Annotated in this window: 13 protein-coding genes, 1 tRNA gene and 3 pseudogenes; 8 read left to right on the top strand and 9 right to left on the bottom strand. The window is 51.4% G+C overall.

Features of this window, described 5'->3' with window-relative positions; all coding sequences use genetic code 11:
- Positions 1-19 precede the first annotated feature (19 nt).
- Positions 20-96 (top strand) — tRNA-Pro (locus ACZ5DH_RS04375).
- Positions 97-925: 829 nt separating this feature from the next.
- Here the strand turns inward: ACZ5DH_RS04375 and ACZ5DH_RS04370 are convergent.
- A complete protein-coding gene (locus ACZ5DH_RS04370) occupies positions 926-1,504 on the bottom strand; it encodes a type VI secretion system amidase effector protein Tae4 (RefSeq protein ID WP_464255921.1) in 579 nt (192 codons plus the stop codon).
- Positions 1,505-1,517: 13 nt separating this feature from the next.
- Entirely contained in the window at positions 1,518-2,033 is a 516-nt protein-coding gene (locus tag ACZ5DH_RS04365; protein ID WP_464255920.1) for a PAAR domain-containing protein, read from the bottom strand.
- A 261-nt stretch (positions 2,034-2,294) separates the two neighbouring features.
- On the opposite strand from ACZ5DH_RS04365, the gene ACZ5DH_RS04360 reads away from it, so the two are divergent.
- Both ACZ5DH_RS04360 and ACZ5DH_RS04355 read left to right on the top strand, forming a co-directional pair.
- Positions 2,295-2,480 carry a hypothetical protein gene (locus ACZ5DH_RS04360; protein WP_464255919.1) on the top strand — a complete coding sequence of 62 codons (186 nt, stop codon included), beginning with the start codon at positions 2,295-2,297 and terminating at the stop codon, positions 2,478-2,480.
- 237 nt (positions 2,481-2,717) lie between these two features.
- Entirely contained in the window at positions 2,718-3,311 is a 594-nt protein-coding gene (locus ACZ5DH_RS04355; protein WP_464255918.1) for a site-specific integrase, read from the top strand.
- Positions 3,312-3,524: 213 nt separating this feature from the next.
- Here the strand turns inward: ACZ5DH_RS04355 and ACZ5DH_RS04350 are convergent, their stop codons facing one another.
- Positions 3,525-3,788 (bottom strand): helix-turn-helix domain-containing protein, encoded by a 264-nt coding sequence (locus ACZ5DH_RS04350; protein WP_464255917.1) that lies wholly within the window; start codon positions 3,786-3,788, stop codon positions 3,525-3,527.
- A gap of 101 nt (positions 3,789-3,889) precedes the next feature.
- On the opposite strand from ACZ5DH_RS04350, the gene ACZ5DH_RS04345 reads away from it, so the two are divergent.
- On the top strand, positions 3,890-4,243 hold the full coding sequence (locus tag ACZ5DH_RS04345) for a helix-turn-helix domain-containing protein (RefSeq protein ID WP_464255916.1): 354 nt from the start codon (positions 3,890-3,892) through the stop codon (positions 4,241-4,243).
- A 367-nt stretch (positions 4,244-4,610) separates the two neighbouring features.
- Here ACZ5DH_RS04345 and tnpA read toward each other — a convergent pair.
- A pseudogene (tnpA, locus tag ACZ5DH_RS04340) lies at positions 4,611-5,019 on the bottom strand (IS200/IS605 family transposase).
- A 249-nt stretch (positions 5,020-5,268) separates the two neighbouring features.
- Here tnpA and ACZ5DH_RS04335 point away from each other — a divergent pair.
- Together ACZ5DH_RS04335 and ACZ5DH_RS04330 are read left to right on the top strand one after the other, a co-directional pair.
- A pseudogene (locus ACZ5DH_RS04335) lies at positions 5,269-6,431 on the top strand (IS3 family transposase).
- A gap of 810 nt (positions 6,432-7,241) precedes the next feature.
- Positions 7,242-7,675: pseudogene (locus ACZ5DH_RS04330) on the top strand (IS5 family transposase); the annotation flags it as partial.
- A gap of 260 nt (positions 7,676-7,935) precedes the next feature.
- On the opposite strand, the gene ACZ5DH_RS04325 reads toward ACZ5DH_RS04330, so the two are convergent.
- From ACZ5DH_RS04325 to ACZ5DH_RS04310, 4 genes are all read right to left on the bottom strand, one after another.
- On the bottom strand, positions 7,936-8,124 hold the full coding sequence (locus ACZ5DH_RS04325; protein ID WP_464255915.1) for a DVU_1557 family redox protein: 189 nt from the start codon (positions 8,122-8,124) through the stop codon (positions 7,936-7,938).
- Between the two features lie 9 nt (positions 8,125-8,133).
- Positions 8,134-10,395 carry a pyridine nucleotide-disulfide oxidoreductase/dicluster-binding protein gene (locus ACZ5DH_RS04320; RefSeq protein WP_464255914.1) on the bottom strand — a complete coding sequence of 754 codons (2,262 nt, stop codon included), beginning with the start codon at positions 10,393-10,395 and terminating at the stop codon, positions 8,134-8,136.
- Positions 10,396-10,517: 122 nt separating this feature from the next.
- Positions 10,518-11,624: an NAD(P)-dependent alcohol dehydrogenase gene (locus ACZ5DH_RS04315; protein WP_464255913.1), complete on the bottom strand. Its 1,107-nt coding sequence runs from the start codon at positions 11,622-11,624 to the stop codon at positions 10,518-10,520.
- Between the two features lie 119 nt (positions 11,625-11,743).
- Positions 11,744-14,569, bottom strand: a complete 2,826-nt coding sequence (locus ACZ5DH_RS04310; RefSeq protein ID WP_464255912.1) for a molybdopterin-dependent aldehyde oxidoreductase — start codon at positions 14,567-14,569, stop codon at positions 11,744-11,746.
- Between the two features lie 683 nt (positions 14,570-15,252).
- On the opposite strand from ACZ5DH_RS04310, the gene ACZ5DH_RS04305 reads away from it, so the two are divergent.
- On the top strand, positions 15,253-17,037 hold the full coding sequence (locus ACZ5DH_RS04305) for a sigma-54-dependent Fis family transcriptional regulator (protein ID WP_464255911.1): 1,785 nt from the start codon (positions 15,253-15,255) through the stop codon (positions 17,035-17,037).
- A 378-nt stretch (positions 17,038-17,415) separates the two neighbouring features.
- Here the strand turns inward: ACZ5DH_RS04305 and ACZ5DH_RS04300 are convergent, their stop codons facing one another.
- The gene (locus tag ACZ5DH_RS04300) at positions 17,416-18,123 is read right to left on the bottom strand and encodes a Crp/Fnr family transcriptional regulator (RefSeq protein WP_464255910.1); all 708 of its coding nucleotides are present in this window, start codon (positions 18,121-18,123) and stop codon (positions 17,416-17,418) included.
- A 334-nt stretch (positions 18,124-18,457) separates the two neighbouring features.
- Here ACZ5DH_RS04300 and ACZ5DH_RS04295 point away from each other — a divergent pair, with 334 nt between their 5' ends.
- Positions 18,458-19,906 (top strand): aryl-sulfate sulfotransferase, encoded by a 1,449-nt coding sequence (locus ACZ5DH_RS04295; protein ID WP_464255909.1) that lies wholly within the window; start codon positions 18,458-18,460, stop codon positions 19,904-19,906.
- The last annotated feature ends 663 nt before the right edge of the window (positions 19,907-20,569 follow it).

Here is a 20,569-nt window from a genome sequence, read left to right as displayed (position 1 = left end):
GTAGTTATCTTCTTCGCGTCGGGATGTAGCGCAGCCTGGGAGCGCACTTGAATGGGGTTCAAGGGGTCGAAGGTTCAAATCCTTTCATCCCGACCAGAGATTTAAAAGGGAATTCATGTTTTCATGAATTCCCTTTTCTCGTTTGGGCGATGGGGGCCTGAGGAAACATGACACAAGCCTGTGGCGCGCTTGAATGGCATTCAAGAGGCCGTCAGTTCAATTCTGTCCAGCTCCACCAGATATCTTAAAACCCCCGATCATCACATCGATGGTCGAGGGTTTTTGGCGTGTGCACGGCGTTAGAAATTCTATTCAAAATCACTTTTTTCCTGGTTGCCTGAGGTTTCCACATGGGAATAACTTGTGCAAACAACTGTTCGACGTTCCCGCAGGCGCTCAGGCAAACTACCAGATCCATTGGGGCTTTGAAAGCCAATCTGCGCTGCCACGCGGGGTTAAGCTAGTTTTTGGTAAAGAGAAGGATTGTAGATTTTCATTAGCTGCAGAGCGTTAAGAGAAAAACGACCGCGTACTTGGAACTGTTTACGTTTGTTGCTCCCCGCAGATCCGGCACGTGAGGGCTTTTCCCCCAGGGGGGAAGCCGTTATCATTAACGCCTTTTGTTACGGCTTCCCAAATAATATGTACCTGTCGATTGTAAATCCTATAAGAGCCGTCACTCCGAAAAAACACAAGAGGCGAATAATGTATTCTGTTTTTTGTGAACACGAAAATTTTACAGCAAAAGAAAGGCATGCTGCAATATATACAATACAGTATATTAATAGCATGATGAAAGACTCTGATCCGCCAGCAAATTCTTCACCATGAAAGCGTGGAACCTGTGAAGCTGACATCATGAAAAACTGAGAACCAACTATAGCGCTTATACAAAAACTAAAAATACCAATAAAAAATTTTTTCATTACCGCAGCTCCCAAATAAGAATTTTTTTTGAGCCAGCAAGATCAGAATATTGAAGGCGGCCTAGGTCAATTGAACCAACCCCTAAGCCGAACCGGAGAATATTCATAGCAGCAGAAGGGGCTGAGGTAATGGGAAATCTTGAGCCATTCCATAAATCTATATGATCGCCGGAAGGATATCTTTCACCTTTGCGGAGCCAGTAATCTTTGAAAAAAATCACTCCTGTCTTCCCATTTGCCTTCTCCTGCCAATCTGTTCCTGTAATATCGGTTGGGGCAGGCCAGTTTGCCAAGTATCGTTTGTTGAGCCAGTTTGCGAGTTCTTCGGCGCGGAGAGCATGCTTTTCATCCTTATGCAGTCCGCATGTTGCTCCTCTGTATGTTTTAAATGATGCGCCACATCTTTGAAGGGCAACCGCGACACGAATGGCACATTGATCTTCATATGTATTTTCGTCGCAGGGATAGCCTGTAGGAAAATTACCCCATAGCTCACTGAACGAAATGATTTTTTTGGGTTCTTTGACTTGTGAACCTTCTTTGAGATTCGTCAGCATGCTATTTTTGCGGTTTGGCATATAAGCAACTCCTTTATTCTGCGCCCTTGAGTACGGCCTCTTCACCCCAGTATACTGTCAAGAGTTGTTTGCCTTGTGTGCTTATTCGGGGAGTTTTTCCTCCGTTGTCGGTTCGCCCCATATAGGTTCTACCGTCCTCAGTTTCAATAAAAAATGGATAATAATGAATGGGCTTACCAGTTGTGGCATCAATAGCGATGATTTGTTCATCGTATTGCCCGTCGAATGGCCCAGCATATGGAATTCGCTCCTCCTGAGAGTTTGCCGCAGCACTTCGGGCAATCAGTTTTGCTCCACAAGAAACCAAATCCCCATTGCGGGCAATCGGCTTTTGATCATCGAACGCTTCTGGAGCGCCACTGACAATATGATGCGTTCCTTTGCATTTTGGGCAGGATACCCTGTCTCCTACTCTGGCTATTGGTATGTCTTCATAAAACGTATTTTCAGACCCGGTAAGCACCTTGCCGCCGTGCGTTGTAGAGTCTCCAACTCGGATAACTTCTTCGTTTTCAATCGTCCAGACCATGGCTTATTTCCTGAGAAGAGATTTTTAAAAATATGTACGCACCCTGGTTAAGGTAAATTAACAAAAACTTATCTTGGTCAGGAGTTAATAATCAATGTGTTGTTGAAGGCGATAATGTTATGCAATCAATTATATAGTAGTTGGTAAGGTTATCTTCGAACGCTGTAAAAACTCCCCATTTAATTGTGCTCCTACACTTCTTAGGCTACTCTAATCGAATAGTATGCCTTGCCCCTTGGCATAAAAATAGTGAGGGACACAATGGGAACTGCTCAAATTGCAGAATTAATCAGTGGGAAAAAGCTTTATCAAATAAGAGCACGTGAAGCCCTGCCCGTACTGACTAGGCAAGCACACTCTGCACAAACTATTTTTTATTCAGACCTTGCAGCAGAGTTGAAAATTCCAAATCCACACAACTTAAATTACGTTCTTGGTTGTATTTGATTGAAAATTCAATCAAATACCCGCCTGTAAAACGCATTTTGCGTTTTCAATTTCGATTTTGACCGGAATTTTTAAATATAATTATCGGAAATTACAGAATAAGTTCTTTTTAAAATTTAACATCTCCATTCTTGCCTAATCATTTCAATATATTAAATCAAATACAAACCGACTGTGTACATATAATATTAACTAATATGCTGATATCTAATACAAACTTGACATTAGAGGCTTGCCATGAACAATCCAAATCATCCCAAGCTCGGTTCATCAATACTTGTTCAACCCATCAGAGAATTGACCCATATTCAATCCATCAAAAAAATCCTCGCATCAAAACCCCGTGACCTTCTCCTTTTCACTATGGGCATCAACAACGGAATCAGAACCGGAGACCTGCTCAAACTCAAAATCTCAGACATCAAATCCGTCAAACCAAATCAGGCCATACAAATCAAAGAATCCAAGACCGGAAAGACCAATACCCTATTCATTAACAGGGAGGTCTACAAAGCCCTCAGAGGACATCTGGACGCATTAAACCCCAAAGATGATGGTTATCTCTTCGCCTCAAAAAAAGGCGCTCAGAAGCCTCTACAGATTCAAACCGTTAACCGCATGATTAAATCATGGTGTTGGGCCATCAATTTACCCGGAAATTACGGCGCTCACTCCCTGCGGAAAACCTTTGGGTACATTCAAAGGACAAAATTCGGTGTCGGATTCGAAATTCTCTGCAAACGGTTTAACCATTCATCACCAGCCGTGACCATGCGATATCTCGGCATTGAGGATGCCGAGGTGCTAGAAATCCTCACACACGAAATCTAATCGGGGTATACAAAATGTATATGAATGTATTCAAACGGATAGGGCGTATATTTTTAATGATTTTAGGGCAATGGCTGGCTTGGCTTAGGGATTCCGGCCCTTTTATGGCATTCAAGTGCGCTCCCAGGCTGCGCTACATCCCGACGCGAAAAAGATAACTACGCTGAACTGCCCCGTCTGCAAACCTTTAAAGCAATCACTGTTAATTTTTCCTCAATGATCACAAATTCTTTCTGCATCAGCAACCATTGCATCGACCATCTCTCCCGGTGCAACTCCTAAAGCCTGGGCTATTTTCACCAGCAGGTTCAGGCTAGGCGCGCGGTAGCCAAGTTCTAAAGAAGATATATAGCTCTTCGAAATCCCAACCTGATCTGCAAGCTCTTGCTGTGACATACCAGCTGCATCACGATACCGCCGAATCACCGCTGGCATAAAAGTTTTAGCCAATCTATCTTCATCAAAGTTCTTTTTCATGCCTTCTGATACATCGCCTCTTTACAAATACGACCTACTATTGTAGGTCAATTGACTACCAATGGTAGGTCGAGACTATAATCAAAAGCTGTGAGGATAGCGTGGAAAATCTGACTTTTGACGAACAAATGGAACGCATAAAGCTCATTACTGGCAAAAAAACGCAGGGTGAACTGGCGGAATTACTTGGGATCAAGCAATCTTCCATTTCTGACGCAAAGCGGCGTGGAAGTATTCCGGCTAATTGGCTGATTATACTTCTGCGGCTCATTTGCGCGAATCCCGAATGGATTTTAACTGGCGACGGGCACCTATTTGTTTCATTTTCTTCCATCAAGCCGCTGTATAAAACGGAGGACGAAAGGGCTGACTACAAGGCAAAAGAAAAGTTGTTGCGTCAGGTTCCTTCAAAAATGCTGGCTGATGAGCTGGTGCGCAGAATTTCCCACTCGTGAACAGATATGCCATTCAAATACCACTATGCCATTTTCACTGAACGGCCGCACATCGATATTTTCTCCCGCAACTGCGTTCTCCCCTGTTGAGGGTATGCTACTGCTTGATTAGTGCCCATACACTGCTCTTTTTTGATTACGTACGATAAATCATCAAAAAAGAAGCCGCTTGGAGCCTCTTTACTATTTGCCTTGAATTTTACTAAGCACGCTAGCAAGATGGATTCGCATTGATCGCAAGGCCAAAACCGGGCCTACTACCGACTGCGCCTAAAGACGCTGGCTTTCACTGCGTTCAAGCCCAGTGCCCTTGTCGCCTTGGCTACCCCTTGAAGGGGTCTTGATACTCGCGCGTACTCAACTTATCTTACAAAATATCATGCTTCTCCTGCTGCTGGATATATTTTCTGATCGTTGCCTCGTTGAGTCCGACTGTGCTGACGTAGTATCCTTCGGCCCAAAACTTTCTGTTGCCGAACTTATACTTAAGGTTTGCGTGCTTATCAAAGATCATCAATGAGCTTTTGCCTTTCAAATACCCCATAAAACTCGACACACTAATCTTTGGCGGGATACTCACCAGCATGTGGATATGGTCTGGCATCAAATGCCCTTCTAAAATCTCTACCCTTTGTACTTACAAAGACTTTGCATAATTTTTTTATGCTGTCGCGCAACTGCGCGAATATTATTTTCCTTCGATACTTAGGTGTAAACACTGTATGATATTTACACAGCCATTTTGTGTGAGCTAAATTGGGGGCCTTGGTTCCCATAACAAAAACACCCTTCTTTAAAAGTTACGATGGTCTTGAACAACTTCATCGTACAGGAAGGGTGTTTTTGTGTGTATAACACTTTGTCCCCACCCGCATAGCGTGTGGTTCTCTGTTTCGCGCGCTGGCGCGCTCAACTGGCTAAAGCCACAATAGAAAACCCCCCGCTATTGCTATGACCCCCATCAGGTAGACAAAGCAAAAAAGCCCCACTAGGCTTAACCTTTGAAAACATGATGGGGGTCTTTTATGGCCGACGGTAAGAAGACTACATATTCAGCTTCGTTCAAGGAAGAAGCCGTAAAGCTTTTTCTTAAGGGTGGACGTAGCTATCGGCAACTTTGTGAAGAATTGGGAATCAAGGATAAAAAGACTCTTCGAGAATGGGTTGCCAAGATTAACTCTGGTGAATCGTTGGAAGATGGCCGCGGTAAAAGTAGCCATGCGGAGCATCGTGGGCGACCAAAAACGAAGTTTTCATCTGTAGAAGAAGAACTTGCTTATGTAAAAGCAGAGCGAGACTATTTAAAAAAGTTGTATCGCTCCCGATTCGGGCACGAATGGGGAGCGCACCCAAAAGAGTTTTTTTCCAAATAATTGATGCGATGCGTGCTCATTCATCTTTGGAAACATTATTACACTTTTCTGGATTATCTAGATCCGGTTATTACAAATGGAGGATGGCAATCTCCAGGGTGAATAGTGAGGCCGACATTACAGCCCATATTAAGGCTATCCACTCCATGCGGCCATTTTATGGTTATCGCCGCATAACGGTGGCCTTACTCCGTGAAGGTTTTGCCGTGAACCACAAACGTGTTTATCGGCTTATGCGCAAGCTCGGCATCCAGTCTGTTATTCGCAAAAAGCGTCGTTACTTTGGTAAATCTGGCAGCACAGTGTTTCCGAATCTGCTTGAACGTAACTTCAAAGTTCAACTCCCCAACAAGAAGGTTGCGACAGATATAACCTATTTACCCACAACTAGCGGCTTCATTTATCTGTCTGTAGTGCAAGACTTGTGCACTAACGAAATCGTCGCTCACGCCCTCTCATCCCGAAATGACCTTGCTCTTGTGCTCGCCACATTCGACAAACTTCGGGCAATGCGAGGCGCGGTAGTGCATTCAGATCAAGGATTTCAATACACTCACAAATTGTATTGTAACCAGCTTGAAAAATTACAACTTCAGGGAAGTCATTCTCGCAAAGGCAATTGCTTGGACAATGCATGCGTTGAATCGTTCTTTTCGCATTTGAAGGCTGAAGTTTTTCTCAAAAATTCAGTGCAAGGCAAAGAAGAAACGAGCGCTCTGATTGAAGAGTACATACGTTTCTACAACACCAAACGATTTCAAAAAAGACTCGGCCAGCTTTCCCCGGTGGAGTACCGGGAAAAGCTGGCCGCTTAATCATCGCCCCTGGGGCCTTTTTAACTGTCTACTTGACGGGGTGCAGACCATATGCGGGTGGTTCTCTGTTTCGCGCGCCGGCGCGCTCAACTGGCTAACGCCATAACGCGATGCAGAAATCTTGACTCACTAAAAGCCAATCCGGACACTGAAGGAAGCAGCATGTGGAGCTTCTATCGACTGAAGTAGCGTTCTACTCCATATCCTGAGGAGTAGTGCGTGGTGCGACTAGGGCTCTATGTGAAGGAATGGCCCAATGGAACTCTGCATAAAGTCAAAAAATCGGGAACAGTGGGACAGATTCGTCAAACCAAGGGGGAATACAATGCCCACACTGAAGTGCCCTGCGTGCGGCAGTACTCTCTCAAATCAGGAAGATGGAGGCCGGAAATTCGCGCTATGTTACGGCTCGCTGCACTCTCGCGCAGGCTTAAAACATTTAATCTTTTTCAAGGCTAACATGGATTAATGTATAGAATTTTTATAATCCGCAAAGGCGTTAGACGGCACTTGGCGGTCTCTCATCTGCAGCGTTTGTCAAAAATGCTCCGTCGGAATTGAAACTACCAATTGCCGCTTAACATGACGTCCAAATTTGACGACCTGCTACATGTTCCAGAGGACTTTTCAAAAGTCAGTATAGGCCGATGTTTGGCAATGCGTCGGCAGGCAGCGGCTGACCCCCAAAATTTGAATCAAGACCGACATGTCGGCCTGCACCTAGCAAAGGCGACCCCGGCCCCGGCCGAAAAGACTCCTCACCGCGTACCGGCCATGCCACAGCCAGCACACAGAAGACACGACATTTCAATGCTTGGTAAAAACTTTAGTTACACTTACCTGGCCGTAAAGGGAGCTGGGGCGGAAGGGCTCATGACAATCGGCGCTTCATAGATGCGGTATTCTGGATCATGCGAACGGGAGCGCCCTGGCGGGACCTGCCGCCAGATTTCGGCGGCTGGAGTACCCCCCCATGGGCGCTTTATCCGCTGGCGCGATAATGGCGTGTGGGAACGATTAGTTGAGATTTTGATTGATAAGCCGGTTTTGAGAGGTTGCTGATCGACGCCAGCCATTGCAAAGTCCCCTCCCGCGCGGCTGAAGCCAAGGGGGGCAATCAGGATATGAGGCGCACAAATGGAGGTTCAACACAAAACTGCATCTGGCCGTGGATTCGCATGCTATGCCGCTCAGGGCTATTATTGGCGGATTGTACGCAGACGATGGCGCTGATTGATGGATTTACAGATACGAGGCATTCCAAGGGCACCCGTAAGAGCGGCAGCCTGCACAGTGATTATGACGCTGCCACAGACCTGTCTGACGTGCATGCCTGAACAAGCCGTATGCCGCAGCCACCATTGAAGTATTCTCTTCTTTATGCAACCACAGGCCCATAGCCACGATGGTCTGACACAGCATAATCTTCCCTGAAACAGCGCCAGCATTTTTTCATCACGGTCATAAAAGCGTTATCCAGCGTAGTTGCATCTGGCCAGAGACCTTATTTATCCTCAAGAAGCTGCTCAACGGGGATCATCCGGTCACGGACGAGATTTTCTGGCAGGTATACCATGCCGCATTTCGGGCATCGCGGCACCTCGGCCGAAAATGTATGCCTGAGGTAGCTGAAGTTGGTTTTTACCAACTGTAGCGGTAAGTTGCATGCATGGCACAATCGCTTGTCGGACATGATCGCCCCTTACCCCTGCGGGTTGTCTTCTATGGTCATGCGGTGGCTGTACACGTTATGGATAATTGCAACATCGCCCTCAGTGGCATACTCCACCCAGCAGGTCATCAGTCCCAGTGTCTTGTGCCCTGTGAAGCGACCCGTCTCGGGGTCGATCACCTTTTTTCCTGTACGTTCACAGTGATCGACAACCTGGGCCACTTCTTCCTCAAGGATATGCTGCCATTCTATTTTATCCCTGATCTCCCTGGTAAAGACCATCTGCATGTCAGGTCCGCCTTGTGGCTTTGGGGTGCGGGCCTGCCCGCCCATGTTTTCGTAATAATTTCTGAGCCATATTCTGTTGCGACGCCGTTCGCTGATTGTGGGCGGTCTGCGGAACGGGGAATTGCCCGTGAAGACCAGGTCGAGCACATGCCTGCAGGCTTTGCCGTTGGCGGCAAAACTATCGCGACAGTTGGTGCAGTATGTGATGTACTCCCGGTCGGCCAATGCGGCCCGCCGCGCTGCGACGTCACGCGCGAATTCCGGCTTGACGGCATGCGTCTGTCCGCCGAACCCGCAGCAGCGGGCCAGTGGGCCACCTACAGCGAGTTCATGCACCGTAAATCCCATCTGTACGACCAGGGCTCTGATATCCTTTTGCAAATCGGGATCATCGCGGCTGGAGCAGGGGTCATACACGGAGATGTCCTGGCCGCCACAAGACTGAACGCGGCTGATCGGCAGATCAGGCATGTTGGCCAACATCTGAAAAAGAGAACCGCACCGTGCCTCAGGAAAATAGTGTAAAAATGTCTTACGGCACGTAGGACACGCCAGCACCAACCGGGGCTTGCCAAGACTGAGCCAGGTCTGGCGCACGAAATCCAGAGCCGTATCGCGGAGGCGTTCATTCCCCGCCCATTCAGCAGGCACGCCACAGCAGCCCAGCAACAGAGCCGTGCGTGGATACTGCGTTTGCAGGGCCGTACAGGTGGCAGTGACATAGGCTGGATCTGAAGCGCCAAGCTGACAGCCTGGAAAGAACAGATACTCGACCGGATGGTCAGTGCATGGCTTGTACAGCAGAGACGCCGGGCCATTGGAAAATTCCATATCCCTGAGCCAGAAGTCATGATAGGCCGGGGGCAGCGCCTTATCCAGGTGCAGGCTGCGCCGCGCCTCAAGAAGGCACTGTTCCATGTCCACATGTTCCGGGCAGACTTTTTTGCAAAGACCGCATTGGAGACAGGAATTCAGCAGCTTCATCCCCACGCGCTGGGTGATGTTTTCTCTCGGTCCCAGGGACGATATGGCGTCCTGTACCATTTTTGGGGGATACGTGCGGAAAGTTTGCATAAGATCGCACTGGTCATGGCACAGGGAACAGTTGCAGCGTTGGCAGCGCTGGCTTTCAGCCTGTACCACTTCGGGGCTGAGATCCCCTTCATTCATGGTCCTGGGGGCTGACGACAAGGGCATCTGGTAAAAAACCTTGCGTACCGGGGACTTCATAAAGGTTTCAGGCACTCCGTCCATGGCGCCGCACTGAAGAAACTTTTCAATGGAATAAGATGCCCGGATGCCATGCTCAATGGCCTCAATAGGAGTATGGCCCAATATTTCGCCGCCCACAAAGATCCCTGTTTGCGTTGATCCCAGAGAGTTGCCATCAAGCCCCTTAAGCAAGCCGAAGTCCTCTCCCCCCCCGCCAGTGGCCACATATATGGCATCTGCCTTCAGCGCGCTCAGGTTTTTCACCTCTGTAGAAAAGAACATGCCGCACTCCACCTCTGAAAACTGCAAGGCAATCTCTTTCAGATAGACCTCTTCGTGCATGAGACGGCGCAAGGCTCCCCCTGGCTGCTTTTCCCTTTCATACATAAGGACGCGGTAGTTGCGCGAAGCCAGCTTCAAGGCGCAACTCAATCCGCTGAGCCCTGCGCCTACGACTGCAACGGTGTGGGGTTTTACAGGAACATTGAAGGAGATGGGGGCGGAGTTTTTTGTATGCGCCACACAGGCAGCCTCAACAGATCTGAGCAGAATCTCCTGCCCAGCGCCGCGCCGCACACAGGCTTCGCGGCAGGGTTCATGACAAATGGAGCTGACAATGGCGGGAAAAAGCACATGATTGCGATAAAGCCTGTAGGCGCTGGTAAAATTTTTTTTCTGCACCTTGTCCATAAGCGCCCGCACATCCACACCCAGCGGACACGCGCAGGAACAGGGGGGAGGACAGTCGCGAAAACAGCCTTGGGAAAATGCCTTGAAGTTTTCTATCGTCATAAATGCCGTCCGTTTGGCATGACAAAATATCGAAGTCCTGTTCTGCCTGAGGTGCCCCGTGCCCTCCGCAATCGAGCGGAGGGCTTTGCCGGGAGTCGCAGCCGGCCGGAGCAACCATTTGGTCAGGACATTTTGACAACGGCCTTTATAGTACGGCCTTTTTCGCTGTCCTCTATGGCCTGGTTGATTTGTTCAAAGGGATAAAACGTAATCAGCTTGTCCAGAGGAAAACGCCCCTGACGGAACAAGGCAATCAACCTGGGCAGAAAGCGTTTGGGCACGCAGTTGCCCTCAACGGCGCCCATGATGGTTTTGCCCTGATTCATAAAGATTACGGCGTCAAGATTTATGCGTGTGCCTTGCGGCGACGCTCCCACGATAATGGCTTTGCCCTTGATGCCAAGACAGTCCACCTGGGCGTTGAGCAGGGACTCTCTGGCCGTAGTGTCCAAGCTGTAGTTCAAGCCCTTGCCGCCGGTAGTTTCCCGAACCGCGCTGACCAGATCATCAACCCCGGCGCTGTTGATAGTGTGTGTGGCGCCCAGTTCCCTGGCGAGGGCGAGCCTCTGGTCATTGATATCCACGGCCACTATCGTGGTTGCCCCGCACACATGTGCGGCCATGACGGCGCTGAGCCCGACTGACCCCGTGCCGAAGACCGCCACGCTGTCTCCGGGACGGACGCGCATGACGTTCATGACCGCTCCGGCCCCTGTCTGTATGCCGCAGCCAAGCGGGCCGAGATAGTCCATATCTTCAGTTGTTTCAAGCTTTACCAGATTGTCCGGGCGGGTAAGGGCGTATGTGGCGAAAGAGGACTGCCCGAAAAAATGGCTGTGGATTTCTTCATCTCCGTTGCGCAGCGCGGTGCTGCCGTCCAGCCTCCGTGAGGCGAAGTTGTAGTCCCAGTAGTGATGGCACAGGCCAGACGTGGCATCCAGGCAGGTGGGACAAACGCCACAGGAGCTATAGGATATAATGACCGGATCGCCGGGGGTGAAGCCGCTCACGCTTTTACCAGTTTTTTCAACAAAACCGGCTCCTTCATGCCCCAAAACCACAGGCTGCGGCACGGGATACACCTGATCGCGCATGGCCATATCAGTATGACAGACGCCGCAACTGGTTATTCTGACGAGCACCTCATTGTCGCGCGGCTCCTCAAGATCCAATTGCTCGAAGTTCAGGGGAAGCTGGGGGGCGCGGCAGACGGCGGCAGTGATCTTCATAGCTGTATCCTTATGGTAATAAGTGAAGGCTGTGAAACGGCCATTAATCATATTGCTACAAGGCGATGCTCCTGCTTTGCGGCTGTTCCCGCCGGGATGCGACGGGAACAGCCAGCCCCCTACACCGGATTTTCGTCGATGTCGTCCAGGGCATCGTACAGATCAGATCCGAGAAAGTACTTCTTGGGCTTGAGGGGTTTTCCTGCGGCCTTGGCTTCAAGAGCGGCCTTGACCTTTTCTGGCCGTGCCGGGAGGTCATAGATGCGCACCCCTGTTGCGTCATAGATGGCGTTTATGACCGCCATATGGCTGGATGACTGGAAAAGCTCGGAACAACCCGAAGAACCGAAGGGGCCGTCGGCGCGCGGCGTTTCAAGGAACATCAGCTCCATATTGTCGGGAATATCCCTGATGTAGGGAATGCCCGCCCCGGCAAGCGTCGCGTGGCGCTTGAAATCGGAGTAGTCCTCGGAAAGGGCGTAACCGATTGTGTGGGACAGTCCGCCATAGCCCTGTCCCTCCACGGCCAGCAGGTTGCCGATCTTGCCCACATCACCAGCACAACGCATGCTGAGTACTGCGGTCTTGCCCGTTTCCGTATCCACCTCCACCTCGGCGAGAAAAACGCCGTAGGTCAGGGCCTGTGTGGGATCGCCCACGCCCGTATTGGGATCAAGAGCACTGAGGCCAGCGCCGGTGACGTCAAATACGCCCACATATTTCACGGGAATGTTTTCCGCCAGCATCTCCGCATAGCTTCTGTAGCTGCCATCCGGTTTGCGCATGGCGGCAAGCAGCTGGTTGGCCGCGTGGATGGTGGCATTGCCCACCATGTAATGCAGGCGGCTGCCAGCCGCGATGCCGGAATCCGGGCAGACATGGCTGTCGTTCTGCACCAGCGTTATCTGGCCTGGGGCAAGCCCCAGAGGCTTCAAAGCCTCGTGCGTATGGGTGAGCGTGCCTATATCGCCGCCCTGCCCCTGATCCTCCCATGTATTATAGTGGGTAACAGTACCGTCGGGGTTCAGCTCCAGCGCCACCTCGCAATGGTCGTGGGGGCCAAGGGTGCAGGAGAATCCACCGCACACAAGACCGACGCCGCGTTTTCTGGTTTCGGTGCCGCGCGTTCTGGCATCTTCGACGGCCTTGTCATAATAGGGCTTGATCATATCCATGAGCGTCTGCATGGGATATTCCCTGAAAGGCACACTGTTTATGTTCAGATCGCCTTCACGGGCTATGTTTTTATATCTGAATGCAAAGCGATCCATACCCATTTTTTCGGCCAGCATGTCCACAAGCGCTTCAGAGCAGGTATAGGCCTGCGGCGAACCAAAGCCCCGGTATGCGGTGCCGTAATTATGATTGCTGTGCGCTATGCGGCACAGGCCCGACACATTGGGAATTGCGTACGGAAAGCCCATGAAGCGGGCCACTTTTTCGATAATATGATCCGACACCTCGGTGTAGGGACCGTGGTCTATGCCGGTATCGAATTCCAACGCGGTGAGCAGGCCGTTTTCATCGCAGGCCATGCGCCCGTTGGTGTACGAGGCTGTGCGCTTGCCGCTGAAATGCTGATGTTCTTCATAGGACATGGTAAGCGTGAGGGGATTGTCCACAAGCATCAAACAGGCCCCCATTATGGCGTAACTGCCGGGGGACGCGGCCCAGCCAAAGCTGGCTCCTGTGGGGTTTTCAATGATGCGCACGCGCTCCACATCCATGCCGATGCCACCGGCAATGCCCGCCCGGTGCCAGCCCACGGCCTGGGTCTTGCAATGGATGGTCAGGTTGCCTTCCGTATCCCAGTATCCCTGGAGGGTGTCGCCCTCAATACTCAGGTGGGGTTCGCGCTGACTGTGAAAACTTCCTTCCACTGAGCAAAATGCGTCATCAATGGCGTCTTCGGCCCTTTGCCCTTTGAGCACAGGCTGCATCAGGTAGGTATTTGGGCCGGTGTGGATACGCAGCGCATCGGGGGCAACGGCGTCCAGAAAACTGAGGTATTCCGGCAGCGGCTCAATTTCCACCTTGACGGCTTTCGCTGCTTCACGGGCTTTTTCTTCCGTTGCGGCCATGACAACGGCCACCACATCGCCGTAACGGAAAATTTTTTCATCGGCTATAATCGGGCGTTCCGTACCCGGCTCCGTGGAACGCGGATGCACAACAGGCACCACAATGCGGTTGGTCCCTTTAATGTCTTTGGCGGTTACAATCCTGACTACGCCATCCATTTTTTCTGCCGCAGAAGTGTCAATGGCGACGATCCTGGCATGGGAGGCCACCTTGGGCTGAACGATGGCGAGGTGCAGGGTGCCGTCGGGCATCTTCAGCTTGATGTCGTCGCCGTAGTCACACAGGCCCGTAACCTTGGCCAGGGCCGCCGGGCGCGGATACCTGCTTCCATAAATGGATGCGCCCTCCTCTTCGCGATAGGTGATGTCTTCAATGGAGGCCTCGCCGCGCATGACCTTGGCCGCGGCCATTACCGCATCCACCAGAGGCTTGTAGCCGGTACAACGGCAAAGGTTGCGATGCTTCTGAAACCAGTCGCGCACGTCTTCACGCGAAGGGTCAGGATTTTTATCCAGAAGCCCCTTGGCGGAAACAATGAAGCCAGGCGAACAAAAACCACACTGAACACCGCCATAGGTTATCCAGGCCTGCTGGAGCGGATGCAGGCATGTGGGCGTGCCAATGCCCTCAATAGTTTCAATAACACTGAATTCTTTGATATTTTTCATCTTGCGCACGCAAGAGCGGACGACTTCGCCGTTCAATATGACCGAACATGCGCCACACTGCCCTGCCTTGCAGCCGACCTTGGTTCCTGTGAGGCCGAGTCTGCGCAGCATGTCCGCCAAAGAATCCTTTTCCGGATCACAGACAACCATGCGCCGTGCGCCATTGATGGTCAAAAAGAGTCTTGTAAGTTTCATATGGCCTGTCCCTGTTATGGTTGGAGCAGATCGTTGGCTTATACGGCACAGGTTGACGTGCACTTTGCCGCGTCGCGCCGTCTCCGCGTGAGGAAGCCAGACGGGCCTGGGCCCGTCCGTCACGGCCATAGTTTGCAATAACATTGCCAGTTTGCACGTATTGGAGATAACTATATGTAACATGTAGTTTTTATAAGAAGTAATAGGTTTTTATAATTGTTTTACTAAAAAATATTTTTGCCTTATTAACTGTTTGTGGTATGCCAAATTATGCTGTTTTATATGAAAAGCCACATCCATGTTGCAAAATGCAACATGGAACTAGTGTAATTTATTTAAAATTTTTTGAATAATGCATCATGCAACATGCGCTTTGTCCGCAGCATTGCTTTGTGCAACATGAATATTGAGGCTATTGCTGTTTTCAGGCCCGGACGGCGTGAAATGATCTCAAGGGCAGCTTTACCACCGGTGCACTTATGACAAGTCAAATAGAGAAAAAGATGGGGCAGCGTGCTTCATTGGCGCGCATTAAAGAAGCTTGGAAAGCACTTGCCCTGAACCGGGAAGTGCAGACAACTTTTCTACGTCCGGAAATAGCGGCTTCGTGGCAGCGTTGTCTTAATCTTGCTGTAAACCCTTATGAATCTTACTCTTCTTTTGTACAAAAATCAGAAGGCGTCATGGCAAAACATAAGCTTTTGCTGTCTGCAGCCGCCAGCCATTTACGGCAATTGCATGATCTGCTCTTTGGCAAGGAGTATCTGGTCATGCTGTACAGCAATGACGGCTATATTCTCGACCTCCTGGGCGCGAGCGGACCAAAGCGGCTCGCTGAGCAGCTTGGTGTCTTTCCAGGAGCAAGGCATTCTGAGGCGGGCATCGGCACATTCGCGCCGGGTATCTGCCTGGCCGAAAAAAATCCTGTCCAGGTTCGCATGTGTGAACACTACCGTGAAGTGTATCACGACTGGAGCTGTACCGCCTCTCCCATATTCAGCCCGCAAGGGGACCTGCAGGGTGTGCTTGATATCACGACCGTGGGGGGTGGCAGGCATCCATCCCAGCTTTTGAATCTGGTTCGGCTGACCGCCGGGGCCATCGGAATTGAGCTGGGCTACCGCGCGCAAAGTGACGCCAACCAGAAACTCCGCACCCAGTTTTTCACCTTGATGCAAAGCAGCGCTGAAGCGCTTATTGTGGTGGACAATAATGACGTGCTGACGCATGTCAGCCCGCGAGGCTTGAAACTGCTGGGCGTCAAGGATGACAGAGTGATCGGGCACGACATACACACCCTTGTTTCCAATTACGCTTCCGTACGCCAGGGGATGAAAATCGGTCGTGACCTGGCCGAACTGCACTTCTTTTCAGCTTCTTCCAGTCCTCTTGTGGTTGAAGCATGTTTGCGCAGCGCCGGAGGCGCCAATGACGCATGCGGAGGAATAATCGGTGTGCTGCGAAGGAAGGTGGATGAGCGGGATCGGGGCGGAAAAGTCCGTTATGGCTTTCAGGATATCATCTGGCAAAGTGAAATCATGCGCGGCGTTATTGACGATGCCAGAAAAATTGCCGCCACGGAGCATACAGTTCTGATCCAGGGCGAAAGCGGCACCGGAAAAGAAATGCTGGCCCAGGCCATGCATCAGGCCAGTGGAAGGCGTTCAGGCCCGTTTGTCGCTGTAAATTGCGCGGCCCTTTCGCCCGAACTACTGCAAAGTGAACTGTTCGGTTATGAAGGCGGGTCCTTTACCGGCGCGGACAAAGCCGGGAAAAAAGGCAAGTTCGAACAGGCTCAGGGCGGCACCATATTCCTTGATGAGGTTGGCGACATGCCTTTTGCGGCCCAGGTTAATCTTTTGCGCGTGTTACAGGAAAAAAGCGTCACCAGGGTGGGGGGCGAGCGCGCAAGGCCGCTTGACATACGCGTCATGGCCGCGACCAACGTGCCTCTGATGCAGGCTGTGGAAAGCGGCCGCTTTAGAAATGATCTTTATTATCGCCTTTCCGTCATCAGTCTGCGGGTTCCGCCTTTACGCAAGCGCAAGGATGACCTCGCTCCACTGCTGGAATTTATGGTGGACAACTATGCAAACGAACACGGACTGCCTGGCGGCATAACCTTCGGCTCCGAGGTCATGGCAGCGCTGTACGCGCATGACTGGCCAGGCAACGTGCGTGAACTCGAAAATGTGGTTATCAGCACTCTGACCAAAATGCGTGGCGGCGCTCCGACCCTCGCGGATCTGCCGAAAAGGCTGCGAGGTGGGGCGGGAACAGCTTCCGGCGGCGCGTGCCGTGCAAAGTCTCCAGCGCTGGATTTGCGCGCGCTTGAGCTCGAAACCATTGAGGCTGCCCTGGACAAATGCGCCGGCCACATGGGAAAGGCGGCGGCATTGCTGGGGATAAACCGCGTCACCTTGTACCGTAAACTGAAAAAGAACGAGCCGCGGGCAAAGCAGTCATGACCCCTTCGGACCATGGGACACTGCCGCATACTGCCTGACAGCGGCTGCATGGCAGGCGTCAACAAAAGTATACGTAACGCGGTTTATCCGCGCTGCTGAGCGCCGTCACGAGCGTGCCACAGACATTGAGGCGCGCATTCTCAAAAGCAATCTGCTCCGGGCGACACGCTTTATCCGACCGGCAATGAAAGAGCGGGCGTACGCGCATACGTATACCCGCCCAGGAGAAATATAACAACTGGCTGCCTGGCTGGTTGTGCCAGTAGCGCGCATCGCGACCCTAACCTTGCATGTCTATAAAAAAGCCTTCCGGCGTTGCGCCCAGTAGGGATGGACGATATTGACATACACGGCCATGGCGTCCATATTTTCCACACGCTATCTGCTGTAGTGGTGCCGTTGCTGCGTATCTTCCTGGCACATGCTGGCTTCTTCAAAAAACACATCTGGCTGCAAAATAACCACTTCAGAGCTGTTTCTTTCAAAATCCCATACGCCTTCGGCCTGCCATTGGCGCATTACCTTATGGATTGAGGTGCGGTGCATGCCCAACAAATCTGCCATTTCACGATAGGAAATGTCGCGCCGGGCACGAAGGGGTGATGATCCCGGTATAATGCGCGAGGCCATATACTTGCAGACTCTGGTCAAGGGCGATTCAAGACTGAGCGAAACAAGAGACTCTGCCAGAAAGCCGACCTTTTTTGCAAAGCTTTGACAAAGATTCAATAAAAGCTCGGGGTTCCTTTTACCCAGTTCCTCCACTTCCCGTTGCGAAAACATGTGCAAGTAGCAGTTTTCCGTGCATTCATGGTAAAATTTCATCCTTCGCACGGAAGAATGGGAGGTGATGGAACTTCTGTCAAACATTACCGTTTCATTGAAACAACACCCTTTGCTGAGATACCACAGGGTTTTCTCATTGCCGCAGGCGTCCAGTGCCATCAGGCGCACCCTGCCGCTGAGGACATAGTACATCGATGGCGCGTCATCGCTGAATTTCCAGCCTTTTTCCCATTTACGAGCTTTTTCTCTGACAACCTTGCCCCAGCATTCATTCTGGTTGAGCAATTCGATAAAAGACATTAGCCCCTCCTTGAAACAGAGGTTAGATCAACTGACTAGTCCAAGATTGATCTCCATAACCAAAAAAGCAGTACTGCTTCCATCACACAGAGTATTAATGGGAAATAACATCCGTTGCCGGGGTACGCTGAAAAAGGCCACGACGGCAGTGGCCCGAGGCGGGTGCTTGTTGATGAAATAATCCTAGCGCCCTTTTTTTGTGAATATTGTTGCATGAACTACAATTTTCACTGTCAGCCAAGGCTATCATGCGGTTATCGTACGAACAGGTTGAGAAAACTACTGACAATCAACCCTATTGTGCAAAAAATAACCCGCACGTATGGAGGTCTTCATGGGTCACCCGACTATTTATCCCACAGGGGTCACAGTTTACAAACCGGAAAAGGCATGGAGCGGCTTTACCATTCTGCAGGCTCCCGACAACGGCGCATTGCTGATCGGCATGAACGGGCACGAAATCCGCATGTGGAAGGATCTGCACGGCTTTCCCAATAAAATGTTCCCTGGCGGCATGCTCATGGGCAGCACAGGTACCCGCCACCCCAAGCATGGCCTGCAAGACCAGCTCGACCTCGTCCAGGTCGACTGGGACGGCAATGTTGTTTGGAAATTTGACAGGGCGGAATTTATTGAAGACCCTGGTACGGAAGGCCGCTGGATGGCGCGTCAGCACCATGATTTTCAGCGGGAAGGCAGTTCCACGGGGTATTACGCTCCCGGGCAGGAACCCAAAATAGATTCCGGCAATACCCTTGTACTTTGCCACAAAAACACCGTCAATCCCTATATCAGCGACAAGATGCTGGTGGATGACGTCATTTATGAAGTCACCTGGGACGGCGACATCGTTTGGGAATGGAACTGCGCCGACCATGCGGAAGAAATGGGCTTTGGCGAGGCCGCCCGCAACGCCATGTGCCGCGACCCCAACTTCCGTGGCGGAACCATCATGGAAAACGCTCCGGGCGTGGGTGACTGGATGCATGTCAATTCCATGTCCACGCTTGGCCCCAACAAGTGGTTTGATGCAGGCGACGCCCGCTTCCATCCGGACAACATCATCATTGATGGCCGCGAAACCAATATTATCCTGATCCTGGACAAAAAGACAGGCAAGATCGTGTGGCAGCTCGGCCCTGACTATGACCGCACGCCTGAAGAAAAAGCCATTGGCTGGATTATCGGCCAGCACCACGCCCACATGATCCCCCGCGGCCTGCCGGGCGAAGGCAACATCCTTGTGTACGACAACGGCGGCTGGGGCGGATACGGCAACCCCAACCCTGGCGCGCCCCATGGCGTCAAGGCCGCGCAGCGCGACTACTCGCGGGTGCTTGAAATTGACCCCGTGGCCATGAAAATCGTGTGGCAGTATACGCCGCATGAAGCGGGCTTCCTTGTCCCGCTCGACGCCTACCGTTTCTACAGCCCCTTCATCAGCTCCGCGCAGCGCCTGCCCAATGGCAACACGCTCATCTGCGAAGGTTCTGACGGCCGCGTGTTTGAAGTGACTGCTGAACATGAAATCGTGTGGGAATATGTTTGTCCTTACAAGGGGCACATCAGCCTGCCCATGAACTGGGTGTACCGCGCATACCGCGTGCCGTATTCGTGGGTTCCGCAGGCCGAAGTTCCCGAAGAAAAAGCCATTGAGCCTTTGACGGTCAAGGACTTCCGTGTTCCTGGGGCCGCCCCCTTTGGCGCCATGTCCACCGTCAAGGTGGAGGGCACCATAGGTTACTATAGCGGCGCGGGGCATTGCGTGGCCGCAACCGAATAGCCCGACTCCATCCCCCCTCCTCCGTATGCCATGAGACCCCGGATCTGCCGCCGGGGTCTCATCTTTTTTGTCGGTATATCCTCAACACGGGATAAAGGCTTTTGTACCCTGCCGCTGTATTTCACCCGCATGGTTTAGAGCGTTTTACCTTTGAAAAAAGTCAAATGCTTCAGCGCCGCGCAAGAGTGCAGCGCGCCGCAATGTGGCGTGGATTCTGTCGAAAATCGCATCTTTTTGAAGAATGACAAATTGAGATGTAAAGCATTTTGTTGGCAATCTGATCTGGACGCGCAGGATGTGGACTTTATCCTAACGCCTACCATATACTAAGCATGAGGGCTCATCAGGTCACCACTGAAATGTGCACTCGCAAAGTTTACGGCTGTCGCCCTTGAGCCATGGCGGCTGGTTTTTACAATCACCAGCCAACAGATGCTTATCCGCAATCACCGAGGCACTGGCTGAAGTTGCGTCCAGGCCTTCATGGCTGCCCTCCGCCCGCGCTGCCGCCGGTATTTCACAGCATTAGAGCAATTTCTCTTTGAAATTGCTCTGGCGGATGCGGGAGCAGACGCCCGCCGCGGAGGCGTAAGCGCAATTTATTTGCGCGGTTACGCGCCGGAGTGGGCGTCTTGGAAGCATTGTGAATAGATATTCTCAATG

The sequence above is a fragment of the Desulfovibrio simplex genome (assembly GCF_055387835.1).
Note: the sequence above shows the minus strand (reverse complement) of the source record. Positions and strands in the feature narration are given on the sequence as shown.

Bases quoted from the DNA above. Each gene is read 5' to 3' on its own strand.
- ACZ5DH_RS04370 (WP_464255921.1), bottom strand. From the start codon at position 1,504: ATGCCAAACCGCAAAAATAGCATGCTGACGAATCTCAAAGAAGGTTCA.
- ACZ5DH_RS04365 (WP_464255920.1), bottom strand. From the start codon at position 2,033: ATGGTCTGGACGATTGAAAACGAAGAAGTTATCCGAGTTGGAGACTCT.
- ACZ5DH_RS04360 (WP_464255919.1), top strand. From the start codon at position 2,295: ATGGGAACTGCTCAAATTGCAGAATTAATCAGTGGGAAAAAGCTTTAT.
- ACZ5DH_RS04355 (WP_464255918.1), top strand. From the start codon at position 2,718: ATGAACAATCCAAATCATCCCAAGCTCGGTTCATCAATACTTGTTCAA.
- ACZ5DH_RS04350 (WP_464255917.1), bottom strand. From the start codon at position 3,788: ATGAAAAAGAACTTTGATGAAGATAGATTGGCTAAAACTTTTATGCCA.
- ACZ5DH_RS04325 (WP_464255915.1), bottom strand. From the start codon at position 8,124: ATGTCCGACAAGCGATTGTGCCATGCATGCAACTTACCGCTACAGTTG.
- ACZ5DH_RS04320 (WP_464255914.1), bottom strand. From the start codon at position 10,395: ATGACGATAGAAAACTTCAAGGCATTTTCCCAAGGCTGTTTTCGCGAC.
- ACZ5DH_RS04315 (WP_464255913.1), bottom strand. From the start codon at position 11,624: ATGAAGATCACTGCCGCCGTCTGCCGCGCCCCCCAGCTTCCCCTGAAC.
- ACZ5DH_RS04310 (WP_464255912.1), bottom strand. From the start codon at position 14,569: ATGAAACTTACAAGACTCTTTTTGACCATCAATGGCGCACGGCGCATG.
- ACZ5DH_RS04305 (WP_464255911.1), top strand. From the start codon at position 15,253: ATGGCAAAACATAAGCTTTTGCTGTCTGCAGCCGCCAGCCATTTACGG.
- ACZ5DH_RS04300 (WP_464255910.1), bottom strand. From the start codon at position 18,123: ATGTCTTTTATCGAATTGCTCAACCAGAATGAATGCTGGGGCAAGGTT.
- ACZ5DH_RS04295 (WP_464255909.1), top strand. From the start codon at position 18,458: ATGGGTCACCCGACTATTTATCCCACAGGGGTCACAGTTTACAAACCG.